12 protein-coding genes are annotated in these 15254 nt (G+C 50.4%); 7 read left to right on the forward strand and 5 right to left on the reverse strand.

Going from position 1 to position 15254, the window contains the following annotated elements; translation table 11 throughout:
• Window positions 1–153: 153 nt before the first annotated feature.
• A complete protein-coding gene (topA, locus tag JI741_RS22640; RefSeq protein ID WP_202013703.1) occupies window positions 154–2619 on the reverse strand; it encodes a type I DNA topoisomerase in 2466 nt (821 codons plus the stop codon).
• Between the two features lie 229 nt (window positions 2620–2848).
• Between topA and JI741_RS22645 the strand changes: the two genes are divergently transcribed.
• Together JI741_RS22645 and JI741_RS22650 are read left to right on the forward strand one after the other, a co-directional pair.
• Entirely contained in the window at window positions 2849–3352 is a 504-nt protein-coding gene (locus JI741_RS22645) for a SixA phosphatase family protein (RefSeq protein ID WP_202013704.1), read from the forward strand.
• A gap of 34 nt (window positions 3353–3386) precedes the next feature.
• The gene (locus tag JI741_RS22650) at window positions 3387–4445 is read left to right on the forward strand and encodes an agmatinase family protein (RefSeq protein WP_202013705.1); all 1059 of its coding nucleotides are present in this window, start codon (window positions 3387–3389) and stop codon (window positions 4443–4445) included.
• A gap of 7 nt (window positions 4446–4452) precedes the next feature.
• Here JI741_RS22650 and JI741_RS22655 read toward each other — a convergent pair whose 3' ends face one another.
• The 4 genes from JI741_RS22655 to JI741_RS22670 all read right to left on the reverse strand — a co-directional run bounded on the left by JI741_RS22655 (window position 4453) and on the right by JI741_RS22670 (window position 9219).
• Complete coding sequence (locus JI741_RS22655) at window positions 4453–5268, reverse strand: VanW family protein (protein WP_202013706.1); 816 nt, start codon at window positions 5266–5268, stop codon at window positions 4453–4455.
• Between the two features lie 66 nt (window positions 5269–5334).
• Window positions 5335–6774, reverse strand: a complete 1440-nt coding sequence (locus JI741_RS22660; protein ID WP_202013707.1) for a TonB-dependent receptor — start codon at window positions 6772–6774, stop codon at window positions 5335–5337.
• A 240-nt stretch (window positions 6775–7014) separates the two neighbouring features.
• Window positions 7015–7446, reverse strand: coding sequence for a TerB family tellurite resistance protein (locus JI741_RS22665; protein WP_202013708.1), 432 nt, complete (start codon window positions 7444–7446; stop codon window positions 7015–7017).
• A gap of 90 nt (window positions 7447–7536) precedes the next feature.
• On the reverse strand, window positions 7537–9219 hold the full coding sequence (locus JI741_RS22670; protein WP_202013709.1) for an AMP-binding protein: 1683 nt from the start codon (window positions 9217–9219) through the stop codon (window positions 7537–7539).
• A gap of 633 nt (window positions 9220–9852) precedes the next feature.
• Here JI741_RS22670 and JI741_RS22675 point away from each other — a divergent pair.
• The 5 genes from JI741_RS22675 (at window position 9853) to JI741_RS22695 (ending at window position 15235) form a co-directional block, all read left to right on the forward strand.
• Entirely contained in the window at window positions 9853–10317 is a 465-nt protein-coding gene (locus JI741_RS22675) for an Lrp/AsnC ligand binding domain-containing protein (protein ID WP_073131526.1), read from the forward strand.
• Between the two features lie 102 nt (window positions 10318–10419).
• Window positions 10420–11865, forward strand: coding sequence for a Fe-S cluster assembly protein SufB (sufB, locus tag JI741_RS22680; protein ID WP_202013710.1), 1446 nt, complete (start codon window positions 10420–10422; stop codon window positions 11863–11865).
• A 45-nt stretch (window positions 11866–11910) separates the two neighbouring features.
• Entirely contained in the window at window positions 11911–12666 is a 756-nt protein-coding gene (gene sufC / locus JI741_RS22685; protein ID WP_202013711.1) for a Fe-S cluster assembly ATPase SufC, read from the forward strand.
• Window positions 12667–12675: 9 nt separating this feature from the next.
• Window positions 12676–13986, forward strand: coding sequence for a Fe-S cluster assembly protein SufD (gene sufD, locus JI741_RS22690; protein WP_202013712.1), 1311 nt, complete (start codon window positions 12676–12678; stop codon window positions 13984–13986).
• Between the two features lie 4 nt (window positions 13987–13990).
• A complete protein-coding gene (locus JI741_RS22695) occupies window positions 13991–15235 on the forward strand; it encodes an aminotransferase class V-fold PLP-dependent enzyme (protein ID WP_236676229.1) in 1245 nt (414 codons plus the stop codon).
• The last annotated feature ends 19 nt before the right edge of the window (window positions 15236–15254 follow it).

The following is a 15254-nucleotide window of genomic DNA, read 5'->3' on the forward strand; positions in this document are numbered from 1 at the left end:
GATCTTGCTCCTTTATTCTTCAAACGAAAATACAAATTTCCTATCGACATGTGATCGCTTCCACTATGCGTCGCGAAGAAACAGGGTCAATAAAAAAAGGCGCGCTGCACACGTTTAATGTATGCAGCGCGCCGCTATTAAAAAACGAATACTCTATTTCTTCTTTTTCGGAGCGGCTTTCTTCGCCGTGGTTTTCTTTGCTGCAGTTTTCTTGGCCGCCGTTTTCTTTGCCGCTACCTTCTTGGCCGGCGCCTTCTTCGCGGCCGTCTTCGTCGCGGTTTTGGCTGCAGGTTCCGGAGCTGCCTTGCGACCAAAGCGTCCGCGTTTTTCGGGAGCGTTGGCGGCCAGCGTCACGCACTCTTCGTAGGTAAGTGATGCAGGTTCGCGATCTTTCGGAATTTTTACATTCTTTTTGCCCGCCTTTATGTAGGGACCAAATCGACCGTTCAACACCTGCATGTCAGGATCTTCGGCAAACACTTTAATGGTCCGGTTCGCATCGGCAACACGTTTGGCTTCAATCAACTCCACTGCGCGTTCGGGTGTGATGGCGTAGGGATCGATGTCTTTGGGAATGGAAACAAATTTCTTGTCGTGCAGCACATACGGACCAAACCGTCCGATGTTCACCACCACTGGTTTCTCTTCAAAGAGACCGAGGTCGCGAGGCATCTTGAAGAGCTCCATGGCATCTTCCATCGTGATGTTCTCGATGAACTGGCCGGGACGCAGACTGGCAAACTTGGGTTTTTCGCCCCCGTTGTCGTCTGGATTTTCGCCGATCTGCACATAGGCCCCAAACTTTCCAAGCTTCGCATAAACGTTCTTGCCCGTCTTCGGATCGGTGCCCAATTCTTTCGACTTGCCTACCGACGACCGTTCAATCTTTTCAGTCTCCGACACCTTTTTGTGGAAGGGCTGATAGAACGTGTCGATCATCTTCTTCCAGTTCAGCTTGCCATTGGCAATCTCATCAAACTCCTGTTCGATGTCTGACGTAAACGAAAAATCGGTGATGTCGGGAAAGTGGTCTACGAGAAAGTCGTTCACCACCATGGCCGTGTTGGTGGGGAAGAGTTTGTTTTTTTCGGCGCCGGTAATTTCCGTTTCGCCTGTTTTTGTGATGGCGTCGTTCTTCAGCGACAGCACGGTGTATTTTCGTTCAACGCCTTCGCGGATTTCTTTCACCACATAGCCACGCTTTTGCACCGTGGTGATGGTGGGCGCATACGTAGACGGGCGGCCGATGCCAAGTTCTTCCAGTTTCTTCACCAGGCTCGCTTCCGTGTAGCGGGGCGGGTGGCGGGTGAACACCTGCTTGGCAATAATCTCTTCGAGGGTGAGCGATTGACCTACGGTGAGCGGAGGCAGCGTCTTGCTGTTCTCTTCTTCATCCTCATCGTCGCCCGACTCCATATATACTTTCAAAAATCCTTCAAACTTGATCACCTCGCCAGTGGCAACAAACGCACGCTGGTTGGTGCTGATGCCTATCGTGGCCGTTGTCTTTTCCAGTTCGGCGTCGGCCATCTGCGAGGCGATGGCGCGTTTCCAGATGAGTTCGTAGAGGCGAAGACCATTGCGGTCCATGCCTGGATCCATCACCGAAAAATCGGTGGGTCGTATGGCTTCGTGAGCTTCCTGTGCCGACGACGATTTTGTTTTATAAACACGTGCCTGAAAAAATTCTTTTCCAAACGCAGAGGTAATCTGATTCATGGCGCCGTTGCGTGCTTCGTCCGAAAGGTTCACGGAGTCCGTACGCATGTAGCTGATCTTACCGGCTTCATAAAGTTTCTGGGCCACCATCATGGTTTGAATAACCGAGAAGCCCAGCTTGCGCGCAGCTTCCTGCTGCAAGGTTGACGTGGTGAACGGCGGCGCTGGCGAACGTTTTGACGGGCGGGTTTGCAAATCGGTGATGGAATATTTCGCGCCCTTGCACGATTCCAAAAACGCCTGTGCTTCCTCCTCGGTGTCGAATCGCTCCGACAATTCGGCCACCAGATTCTTGCCTTTGCCCAAATCAAAAAGCGCGTTCACTTTAAACGACGACTTCGCTTTAAACTCCGTGATCTCGCGTTCGCGTTCCACCACCAGGCGCACCGCCACAGACTGCACGCGGCCTGCCGAGAGACCGGTCTTGATTTTTTTCCAGAGAATGGGCGACAGTTCATAGCCCACCAGACGGTCGAGCACACGACGGGCCTGCTGTGCATTCACCAGATCAATATCGATGCCTCGCGGATTTTGCAGCGAGTTCAAAATAGCTTTCTTGGTAATTTCTGTGAACACGATGCGGCGTGTCTTGGCATCGGTCAGGTCGAGCACTTCTTTCAAGTGCCACGAAATAGCTTCTCCCTCGCGGTCCTCATCGGAAGCGAGGTAGACCATCTCGGCATCCTCGGCAAGCTTTTTAAGTTTGGAAATAATATCCTTCTTCTCGGGGCTGACTTCGTAGGTGGGTTCGAAGTTATTTTCAATATCAATGGCGCCGCTTCCTTTGGGCAAATCGCGGATGTGACCCATGCTGGAAGCAACTTTATAATCCTTACCCAGATAACCTTCTATGGTTTTTGCTTTCGCCGGAGATTCAACTATTACGAGGTTTTTTGACATGCAGCTTTAATCGTTCAACGGCTTCAAATATCAGTAAAATTTTAAAAAATCAAATTTGAGGCCTTCCGCCATCCCGGAAACGGGGTCGAATGGCTGTTGTCTCAGCTATCATTTAGGTGCTGACCTTCACGTCGTTAGCACATTTTAAAAGCTTTTTTTTAACTTTTTTATATTTGGCTCCTTAATATTGACAAGATTTGGCCAACCTCACCCCTATTCAAGACCCGAAATGACACGACACCTCTATTTATTGCGCCATGCCGAAAGTGCTGAAAAGCAGGCCGGCCAATCCGACAAGGAGCGGTCGCTCACGCCCCGTGGCATGCGCGAAGCCGTCGTGATCGGAACCTATCTCTATCAGCAAAACATCAACGTCGATGCGGTGCTCACCAGCGTGGCCGAACGCGCGCAAGACACGGCGCGCTATGTGGCCAACGCCATGAAAATAGACCTCGAAAAAATCACCATCACCGAAGAAATCTACGAAGCCTCGTCACGAACCTTCTTCCAATTTCTTTCGGCCCTCGACGACAAGTTTCACACTATATTAATAATAGGACACAACCCCGTCATCTCCTACGTGGCCGAGTATGTTACCCAATCCGAAATTGGCGACATGGCCACCGGCGGCCTGGCCACCATCAAATTCAACATCTCCTCCTGGAAGGAAGTGACCCAGGGCAATGGTTCGTTGGAAAACTATGTTTCGCCAAGCATGTTGGACAACAACTAGCTGAACATCAACAACCCTATCGCGCGAAAAGGATATGCTCTCTAAAGATGAAGTGATAAAACGTTTCGATCCCAGCGGCCCCGGAACGGAAGGAAATATTTTTGGTCTTCCCTTTTCGCCCGAACATGCCGAAGTGATTCTGATCCCCACGCCCTGGGAAGTGACCGTGTCTTATCACAGCGGAACCGCGCGTGGCCCCAAAGCCATACTTCAGGCATCGCGACAAGTCGATCATTTTATAAAAGACATTCCCGACGCCTGGAAACTGGGCGTGAACATGCTGCCCGTGTCCACCAACATGCTGGGCGAAAGCGATAAACTACGGTCGTGGGCCAAAGAACACATTGCCCGCGTAGAGCGTGGCGAACCCGTTGCTGCCGACGATGCCATGCTGGCCAAGATCAATGAAGCGTCCGAAAACTTTAACATCTATGTGAAGTCCACCGCCCAGCAATACATCAGAGAAGGCAAGATGGTGGGATTGGTGGGCGGCGACCACAGCACACCGCTGGGCCTGCTGCGTGCGTTGAGCGAACACCACAACCGCTTTGGCATTTTGCAATTCGATGCCCACGCCGACCTACGCAGGGCCTACGAGGGTTTCACCTACTCACACGCGTCGATCATGTATAACGCACTGAAAATTCCCGCCGTAGGCCGCATCGTGCAGGTGGGCATCCGCGATTGGTGCGCCGAAGAAATGGACGTTATCGGCCGGGCTATGGGCCGCGTGGTCACGTTCTTCGACGAAGACCTGAAAGCGCGTCACTACAAAGGCGACACCTGGGATCGCATTTGCGACGACATCATTCACCACCTCCCTCCGCTCGTCTACATCAGCTTCGACATCGATGGCCTCGACCCCAAACTCTGCCCCAACAGCGGAACACCCGTGCCCGGCGGATTGGAATTTCAACAAGTCATCTACCTGCTGAAGAAACTTGTGCTGGCCCGCAAAAAAATTATCGGCTTCGACCTCACCGAAGTGGCCCCCGGCGAAGACGACGACTGGGATGCCAACGTGGGCGCACGCCTGCTCTACCAGCTTTGCCATTGGATGGGCGTTTCACACGGGAAACTTGCGTTGAAATAAAAACAAGTCACACCTCGTAGCGGTCGGGCACATAGGCAACGCGCGCAAAGTTTTTGGTGACCAGTTCAGTGTCCACCACTTTTCCGCCTTCAAACTTCAAGAGCTTCTCCCGCCAGATTTCATTCTTCCGGAAGAACTGATCCTGCACTTTCACGAACGCGTGATCTTTCTCAACAACCCGATAGGCATAGTCCAGTTCGTGATCAATGCGGAGTTCGCCCTCCAGGCATTTTTCAGAGAACCACAAGTTCACCTGGAAAATATGCGGTGTGTTGTTTGTGAATTGATAGTCGCGGTAGTTATAGAAAACGGTGGCTCCGCTTCCGAAAGGCAGCACGCGACCATCGTCGGGAAACGGATCGAAAGAATGATGATAGCGTTCGGTTACCGTGAGCGGACTGTGAATCACAAGCCAGTGAACAAGGTTTGCAATCTGGCAAATGCCTCCTCCAATTCCCGCTCTTGCCTGGCCAAACGAAAGCTCCATGCCAAGCAGGTATCCCTTCTTCTTCGTAGGCAACCCCACGAGCTTGCAAAACGAAAAGGTTTCGCCTGGCTTGATGATGATACCGTCAATTTGCCTGCTGGCGATTCTGAGGTTAGTCACTTTGTTAACCTGCCACTCCACGTTGCTGTCGCCCAACTTCTTCATGAGCACAGACTGATGCTTTTTTATCCGGAAGGGCAACTTTTCGGATACACGCCGCGAAGCGTATGTCTTATTGTCTATACGCCAGGTGACCTGACGTTTTATACGCCTTGCCCACACAGCCAGAAAATACAGAATGGGATGTCGTTGACTCAGGAGTTTTCGTTGCTTCATCGCGAGCAGTATGGGGGCGTTTCCGGATTTCATTTTAAACAACGAAATCAAAAAGGGTTACTGCTCTTAGCTGCTCAACTCCTCCGAAACCTGCTTCGTTTCCTCCGCTTTGGGATAATCGAACAGGCCGAATTCTTTGATGGCTTCTTCCACTTTGTGCGGAACAAATTTTTCCCATCCGGCTTCGCCCTTGCGGATCATGGCCAGAACATTGTCGGAAATGATGTGCAGGTTTTTCACGTTGGCTTCGGCAATGTCTTCCAGCTTGTTGTTGTCCATGAGGAAGCGGAAGAGATTTTTCAGGTTGTCGGGCAACGTTTGCTCGAAGTTCTTCAGCGTGAACAGTTCATTGTTTTGCCATGCGGGATAAATGTAGAGCTTCACATTCGAACCAAACAATGAAGCAAAACACTCGAGAATTCCACCGCGGGTGTTTTCGTATGTCTTTTCTTCAAACACTTTTTGCAGCGCGAAGATGCCCATGGTGATGCCGATCTTTTTCCCCTTTGTGATTTTGGAGAGGTAGTCCACCAGGCGGTAGTATTCGAAATAGTTTGAGATCAACACGTTTTGTCCCAGCGAACACAGAATGTCGGCGCGATGCAAAAAGTCGCGCTCGTCTATTTTTCCGTCGGGGCTCAGATCGTTCAGTGTCAGCTCCGAGATGAGCATGATGTTGGCGCGGTCCACATCGGCTTCGTGTTTGAAATGACGACGCGAGGCCAACAGCATATCCACATTCACATGGGTCGGCGGGCGGAAACGTCCACGCAAAACCAGCACGTTCTTTTTATACAATTCATCCGAAGGCTGCATCACGTTGCCATCCGGACCGAACATAGCTGCCTTGGTCAATCCGTTCTTCACCAGCTTCAAGGCCATCAGGCGATTGTCAACGTGTTTGAAGTCGGGACCATCCAGACGAAACATATCGATCTCGATGCGACGGGCCGTGAGGCCATCCAGCAACGACATCAGTATCTCTTCGGGGTTTGTGAGGAACATACACGAATAGAGCATGTTCACCCCAACCATGCCCAGCGCATACTGCTGTTGCAACGGATCGTTGTCGTGCATCTTCAAGTGCAGCACGCAGTCGTTGGGCTCGCTCTGGGGCGTCATCTGAAAGCGAAGTCCCATCCAGCCGTGACCTTGGTTGGTACGATCGTAATTGATCACTTCCACCGTATCGGCGAATGCAAAAAAACGGGTTGATTCAATTCTGTGGGGAAGACGTTCGGGCAGCAACACATACTCATGGTCCAGCATGCGGATCAACCGTTCTTCGCACACGTAGCGGCCACCCACACCGTAGATGGCATCCGAAAACTTCATGTCGTAGGCCGACATGGTTTTGGCGACCGTTCCGGAGGCGCCGCCTACTTTAAAAAAATTGGCTGCGACTTCCTGACCCGCACCGATCTCAGCAAACGAACCATAGATGGCCTTGCTCAAGTTGATGCGAAGGGCTTTCTCCTGCGTGGTGAGTTTTCTGAATTCTTCCATAACCTGCTACTGCTTTCCTCCTCAATTTACCGTTAATCCCCAAATGGTTGAAAGGTAAATACATTTAAATCTTCCGGCAATACAATCGTTGGGCGCTTGCATGTCAGAGTGTCAATGCATTTTGCATGGGCCGCGCTTCTCAAAAGGAAACACTCCCTGAAATTACGGGGTTCAATCGTTTACCGAAGCGTGATTCGCAGCTCCTATGCGATTGGTCTCTGGTGTGAGGTCGTGAAAAATCTAGGAAACAAATTTTTCCTTCGCCTCGCGCTTAATCTCCTCCCACTCTTCGGGGGGCGGAGGTGTTCCGCGCTCAAACTCCTCCAGTAACCATCCAACCAATTGCTTCTTCATGCCAAAACGCTCCACGGCGTCTTCACAAAATTCAATCTCGTGCTTGTCCACCACATCATCGGCATACACCATGAGGATGAGGTCGTAGAGCAGGTTCATTTTATCGTTGTGGTTGTCGGGCACGTTCATCTCAAACTTTTCCTCGGCATCCACCAACTCTTTCACCTGGCGATCTTTCAGGCCATAGTGTTTGGCAATCTTATATAACAAAGCTTCTTCTTTCGGGTGCATGTGCCCGTCGGCCTTGGCCAGTGCCAACAGGTTTTTGATGTGATTCTTCTTGTAGGACAGGTATTGATGCTCAAAAAAGCCGATCATAAAAAGGATGTTTTCGTGAATGGAAATCGTTATTCTAAAATACGGAAAAGCCTCGAATTAAAAATCCGAAACCTCTTCCAACCGCAAGGATCAGGCGGCTGCCGCAGCGGCAGCCTCTTCCTCTTTCAGTGCCCGTCTCAAAATTTTGCCCACATTGGTTTTGGGCAATTCTTTACGAAACTCGATGTGCTTGGGAACCTTGTAGTTCGTGAGGTTCTCGTGGCAATATTTGCGCAGCTCGTCTTCCGTCAGGCTCTGGTCGCGCTTCACCACAAAGATCTTGATCACCTCTCCCGATTTTGCGTCGGGCACGCCAATAGCCGCCACCTCCAGCACTTTCGGATGAGCCGCCACCACGTTCTCGATTTCGTTGGGAAACACATTGAAGCCCGACACTTTGATCATGTCTTTCTTCCGGTCCACGATCTTGAAAAAACCTTCCGTGTCCATGGTGCCGATGTCGCCCGTGCGGAACCATCCGCCCGGAAAAAACACACCGTCGTTGTCTTTTCGCCAATAGCCCGACATCACTTGTGGACCACGGCCACAGATCTCTCCCACTTCGCCTTGCGGCAACTGGTTTCCCTGCTCGTCGAAGATGGCCACTTCGGTGTTGGGCATAGGCAAACCTATGGTTCCCAGTTTGTGTTTGCCATCCAGCGGGTTGCAGCACAACACGGGCGATGTTTCGCTCAGGCCATAGCCTTCCACCAAGGCCGTTCCCGTCACCTCTTTCCATTTCTTGGCCACCACGTCCTGAACTGCCATACCTCCACCCACAGCGCCGTGCAGCGTCGAAAAGTCCAGGTCCTTAAAGCCTTCGGTGTTCAGCATGCCGTTGAACAGCGTGTTCACGCCGGTGAGAATGGTGAACTTATATTTTTTCAACTCTTTGATAAATCCTTTCATGTCGCGCGGGTTCGTGATCAGCACGTTCTTCACACCCGTGCTAAACATGAGCAGACCGTTCACGCTCAAGGCAAAGATGTGATACATGGGAATGCCCGTGATGATGAGGTTTTCGCCTTTCCCGTTCATGTAGGGCTTGAACCACTCGGTGATCATCGAGTTGTGCGCGATAAGATTGCCATGCGAAAGTTGTGCGCCCTTGGCGATGCCCGTAGTGCCTCCTGTATATTGCAGCACGGCAACGTCGTTCACATCACATTTCACCGGCTGCAGTTTCAAGGCTGCGCCACGCTTCATGGCTTCCTTAAACGTGGTGTGCGGAACGTTGTAGGCCGGCACCATCTTCTTGATGTTCTTCACCACAAAATTTACAAGTGCACCTTTCAACCCACCCAGCATGTCGCCAAGCTGCGTCACGATGACGTGTTTTATGGGATAGTTGGCAATCACTTTCTCGAGGTGAAACGCAAAATTTGAAACGATCACAATCGCCGAGATTTCCGCATCCTTAAACTGATGCTCCATCTCGCGCGGTGTATACAGGGGATTGGTATTGACTACGATGAGCCCCGCTCGAAGGGCCCCGATCAAAATGACGGGGAACTGCAGCATGTTGGGCATTTGAATGGCAATGCGATCGCCCTTTTTCAGGTTGAGGTCCTGCTGAAGATAGGCTGCAAAATGAGAAGACCGTTCGTCAAGCTCGCGATAGGTCATGGGCACGCCCATATTTTCATAGGCTACACGGTCGGGATATTTCGAAAATCCTGCATCAAAAAAATCTTGCAGCGAAGGATAATCATAGAGATTGATTTCGTGGGCAACGCCTTCCGGGTAGTTTTTGAACCAGGGAAATTCTTTCATAGAACTGAACAAAAAAGGTTGATTTCCTTACGGATAAAATATAAAATCCAAAGCAAACGATTGTTTGCCAGCAAATCAATAGCGAAATATGCGAAAGGATGAAAATAAAAAACCCGCCCCGACAAGTCGGAGCGGGCAGCTCTGAATAACTCATTAACCTAAACTGAGCTTGCTGTAGAGGAAGGAGTCGAACCTCCACGGAGCGGTTAGGCGTCAGACCTGATCCTGGTAGTAGTTACTGGGATCAGGGGCTTTCACTTTCTTCCGTACTCTCCACCCCCGAGACCGGAGGGCTTGTCTGCCAATTTCAACACCCTACAATGTGTTTGTTGTGTGTGTGTGTGTGCGTGTGTGGTTGCTGTAGAGGGAGGGTTCGAACCTCCACGGAGCAGTTAGGTCGCCAAAGGCTGGACTTTATCCCGTTTTCTCCACCCCCGAGACCGGAGGGCTTGTCTGCCAAATTTCAACACCCTACAAGGTTGTGTTTTGTTGTGTGAGTAATGTGTGTGCGTTGTAAAATCTTTAACAAAGTAACACAAAACCTGATACCTAAATCAAGAAAGTATTCGAATAATTGTAGATTTTTTAAAATTGTTTCATATTTTTGAATTATAGTCAAAACTCAAATTTTACATGGCCGAAAATTATAAAGTTGATAATGTCGATCTGAAGATTTTGGAAATCCTCATGCAAGACGCGAAGAAACCCTATACAGAAGTGGCAAAAAAAGCCTTCGTATCAGGAGGCACCGTGCACGTGCGCATGAACAAGCTCGAAGAAGCAGGCATTGTCGAGAAAACCACCCTTAAAGTAAACTATGCCAAACTGGGCTACGACATCACCGCCTTCATTGGCATATTCTTACAGAAAAGCGCCCTCTATGATCAGGTAATGGCCAAACTGAAAGCCATTCCCGAAATCACGAACATACACTACACCACCGGCAACTACAGTATGTTCACAAAAATTCACTGTAAGGACACCAATCACCTCAAACAGGTGTTGCACGATAAGATCCAACAAGTGGAAGGCATTGAACGGACCGAAACCATGATCTCGCTGGAAGAAAGCCTCGACAGAAGTCTCAACCTTACCTGACGCCGGCTTCCATAGCGAAAACTTCTGAAGGGTTTTGAACCTAGAAATGGCATTTTTGTTATACTTTTGTAGGTTGTTTAAAATTAGTCTAAATAGACTGCTATGAGTAAAGACAATCAGGTTTTAGAGGAGTTGACATCAAAGGAGTATGAGCATGGCTGGACTATTGATATTGAGACCGACTCGGCCCCGAAAGGTCTGAACGAAGGCATTATCCGCTTCATTTCCGCAAAAAAGAACGAACCTGAATGGCTGTTGGAGTGGCGTCTTAGCGCGTTCCGCCAATGGATCAAAATGAAGGAGCCCAAATGGCCTAACGTGACCTACCCTCCTATCGACTATCAGGATCTTATCTACTATTCTGCACCAAAGCAAAAAGCAAAAGTTAAGAACCTCGAAGACGTTGATCCCGAATTGATCAAAACCTTCGAGAAACTTGGCATTTCGCTCACAGAACAAAAACGTCTCACCGGCATCGCCGTAGACGCCGTGATCGACAGCGTTTCGGTGGCAACGACCTATAAGGAAACACTCGCCGAGCTGGGCATCATCTTCTGTTCATTCAGTGAGGCCGTTCAGGAACATCCCGAACTCGTGAAAAAATACATGGGCTCAGTCGTGCCTGTGAACGACAACTATTTTGCAGCGCTGAACTCGGCCGTCTTCACCGACGGTTCGTTCTGCTATATCCCCAAGGGTGTTCGCTGCCCCATGGAACTGTCTACTTATTTCCGCATCAACGCGGCCAACACCGGTCAGTTTGAAAGAACGTTGATCGTGGCCGACGAAGGTGCGTATGTGAGCTACCTCGAAGGTTGCACGGCACCGATGCGCGACGAAAATCAGCTTCACGCGGCCGTGGTGGAAATCTATGCCATGAAAGATGCACAAGTAAAATACTCCACTGTGCAAAACTGGTATCCCGGCAACAAAGAAGGCAAGGGCGGCATCTACAACTTCGTGACCAAACGTGGCCTTTGCTTCGGCGACGGCTCCAAAATCTCGTGGACCCAGGTGGAAACCGGATCGGCCATCACCTGGAAATATCCTTCCTGCATTTTGAAAGGCGACAACTCCATGGGCGAATTCTATTCCGTGGCCGTCACCAACAATTATCAGCAGGCCGACACCGGCACAAAGATGATTCACATTGGCAAAAACACGAAGTCACGCATCGTTTCGAAAGGCATCTCTGCAGGTCATTCCCAAAACAGCTATCGCGGACAAGTGCATATCATGAAGCGCGCCGAAAACGCACGCAACTTTTCACAATGCGACTCCCTGCTGATGGGCGACCAATGCGGCGCACACACGTTCCCCTATATCGACGTGGAAAACAATTCGGCGCGCATCGAACACGAAGCCACCACTTCCAAAATTGGCGAAGACCAGATCTTCTATTGCCTGCAACGCGGCATCGACGAAGAATCGGCCGTGGCCCTCATCGTGAACGGCTATGCCAAGGAAGTGCTGAACCAGCTTCCCATGGAGTTTGCCGTGGAAGCACAAAAGCTTCTGGCACTTACCCTGGAAGGCAGCGTAGGTTAATTTTTTTATCATTCTTATCTCAGTATTGAATTTTCTATTGGAACTATGTTAAGCATAAAGAATCTTACAGCGAAGATCGGCGACAAGCAAATCCTGAACGGCATAAACCTGGATGTGAAACCTGGCGAAGTGCATGCCATCATGGGCCCCAACGGCTCGGGCAAAAGCACACTGGCATCGGTGCTGGCAGGTCGCGAGGAATATGAAGTGACCGGAGGCGAAGTCGATTTCCTCGGTAAAAATCTGTTGGAGCTTTCGCCCGAAGATCGCGCTCGCGAAGGCATGTTTCTCGCCTTTCAATATCCCGTGGAAATCCCCGGTGTGAGCACCATCAACTTTATGAAAACTGCCGTGAACCAGATTCTGGAATACCGCGGACAGCAACCCCTGGATGCCGTATCGTTTCTGAAAGTGATGAAAGAAAAAATGAAGCTCGTGGAAATCGATCAGTCGTTGCTGAACCGTTCACTCAACGAAGGCTTTTCGGGTGGTGAGAAAAAACGCAATGAGATTTTCCAGATGGCCATGCTGGAACCCAAGCTCGCCATCCTCGACGAAACCGATTCGGGCCTCGACATCGATGCGTTGAAAATTGTCTCCAACGGTGTCAACAAACTGCGCACAAAATCAAACGCTGTCATAGTGGTCACACACTATCAGCGTCTGCTGGATTATATCGTACCGGATTTTGTTCACGTGCTCTACAAGGGTAAGATTGTGAAGTCCGGCACGAAAGAACTCGCGCTGGAACTGGAGGCAAAAGGATACGATTGGATCAAGGACGAAGTGGCGGTAGCCTAAGCACACAACATGAGCGTAGCGGTAGAAAAGAACACCACGGCAGAAGTGGTGAGCATCATCGAAAAAAGTCTGGCCCGGTTTCCTTCGCAGGAAAACCGGAAAGAAGCCCTCGCGGCCTTTCAGAAATTAACATTACCAGAAAACAAGTCGGAAGAATATAAGCAAACGCCCATCACGCGCCTGCTGCAACGGAATTTCGCACTCGACAAACCGAATGCCGCAGCGCAATCGCTGGACGCCAAAGAATTTTTTATTCCCGGTGTTGAAGGTAACGTCATCGTTATCATCAACGGCTTGTTTTCAGTTGAACATTCTGTCATTGTATCGCCCACCGACCAAGTAACTATCTCGGGCCTGGGCAAAGCGGTGAACGACAACCACCCTGTGGCCCTCGCCCACCTTGCAAAATACACCGACGTAGCAACCGATCCGTTTGCCGCCTGGAACACCGCCGCGTGGAGCGACGGCGTATTCATTCACGTGCCCAACGGCAAAGTTGTTGACAAGCCTGTTCTTGTCTATCACATTCACGATGCCCGTCAGGGCCAGGTCATCACAGCCGGGCGAAACCTGATTGTGACCGGCACGAACAGCGAAGTCACCGTCATTGAAAAATATGACTCGCTGGGTTCAGACAATCATTTCTCGACAACAATCACCGAAGCCGAAGTAGCAGAGAACGCGGGCTTCAATTTATACACCATTCAAAACGATGCCGGCAACCGCTATCAGTGGGCAGGCACCAACATTCACCAGGAACGGTCGAGCCGGGTGAACACCTATACGTTCACGCTTGCCGGCAAGCTCGTGCGCAACAACCTCCAGCTTTCGCTGGACGGCGAAGGCATTGAATCGCACATGTTTGGACTATATCTGGTGACCAACGATACACTGGCTGATAACCACACCGTGGTAGATCACCGGAAAGCCAACTCGTTCAGCAACGAACTCTACAAGGGCGTGATGGATGGAAACTCCAAAGGAGTTTTCAACGGAAAAATATACGTAAGACCACAAGCCCAGAAAACCAATGCCTTTCAAGCCAACCGGAACATCATCATCTCCGACAAGGCCCAGGTGAACACAAAGCCCCAGCTCGAAATCTGGGCCGACGATGTGAAATGCTCCCACGGTTGCACCACCGGCCAGCTCGACGAAGAAGCATTGTTCTATCTGCAAGCCCGAGGCATTGCCAAAGACACTGCCCGTGCCATGATGCTCTACGCATTTGTGGGCGAGATCCTGGAAAATGTGAAAATCCCCGAACTTAAAGCCTACCTGGATAAGTTAGTGAGTGAACGGCTCCACAAAAACTTCTAAGACCATGACCACAGCTTCTCCTGCCCTGTCCGTAATCGACGTTGAAAAGATCAGGAAAGAATTCCCCATCCTGCATCAAACTGTTAACGGACGCGACCTTGTTTATCTCGACAACGCCGCCACCTCGCAAAAACCGCTGGTGGTCATCGACGCGCTAACGGACTATTATAAAGGATATAATGCCAACATTCACCGTGGCATCCACACCTTGGCAGAGAAAGCGACAAAAGCCTTTGAACAAACCCGCCACACGGCGAAACAATACATTAACGCGGCATCCGAACAGGAAATCATTTTCACCCGCGGCGTCACCGAAGGCATCAACCTGGTGGCTACCTCCTATGGCCGAACCTTTGTGAAAGAAGGCGACGAGATCATTGTGTCGGAGCTGGAACATCATTCCAACATTGTGCCCTGGCAGTTTGTGTGCGAAGAAAAGAACGCCACACTCAAGGTCATTCCCGTGAACGACAATGGCGAACTCGACCTGGACACCTATCGGAAACTGCTTTCGTCTAAAACCAAAATTGTGTCGGTGAACCATGCATCCAATAGCCTGGGCACCATCAATCCCATAAAAGAAATTATCCGCCTGGCCCACGAAGTTGGCGCTGTGGTGTTCATCGACGGTGCACAAGCCGGAGCACACCTGGAAATTGATGTCCAGGATCTGGACTGCGACTTCTATGCCGTGTCGGCCCACAAAATGTATGGCCCCACCGGCACAGGTTTTCTCTACGGCAAAAAAGAACAGCTGGAGAAAATGCCTCCCTACCACGGCGGCGGCGAAATGATTAAAGAGGTGACGTTCAAAAAAACCACCTACAACGACCTGCCCTATAAATTCGAAGCCGGCACGCCCAACATTGGCGATGTGGTGGCTTTTAAATACGCGATGGACTTCATCACCGGACTGGGTCGCGAAACCATGGCAGCCTACGAACACGAACTGTTGCTGTACGCAACCGAACGTGTTTCAAAACTGAAAGGTGTGAAACTGATTGGAACCGCTGCACACAAAGTGAGCGTGTTGTCATTCACCGTGGACGGAATACATCCGTTTGATATTGGCCAGATGCTCGATGCCCGCGGAATTGCCGTGCGCACGGGCCATCATTGCACGCAACCCCTCATGGATCGCTACGAAATTGAGGGAACTGTGCGCGCTTCCTTCGCTATTTACAACACTAAAAAGGAAGTTGATCAACTTGTGGAAGGATTGGAGAGGATTATTAATTTTATGAAGTAAGTACCCTCATAAAAATTAA

It is taken from the genome of Chryseolinea lacunae (assembly GCF_016735595.1).
In the GTDB taxonomy this organism is placed as follows: Bacteria; Bacteroidota; Bacteroidia; order Cytophagales; family Cyclobacteriaceae; genus Chryseolinea; species Chryseolinea lacunae.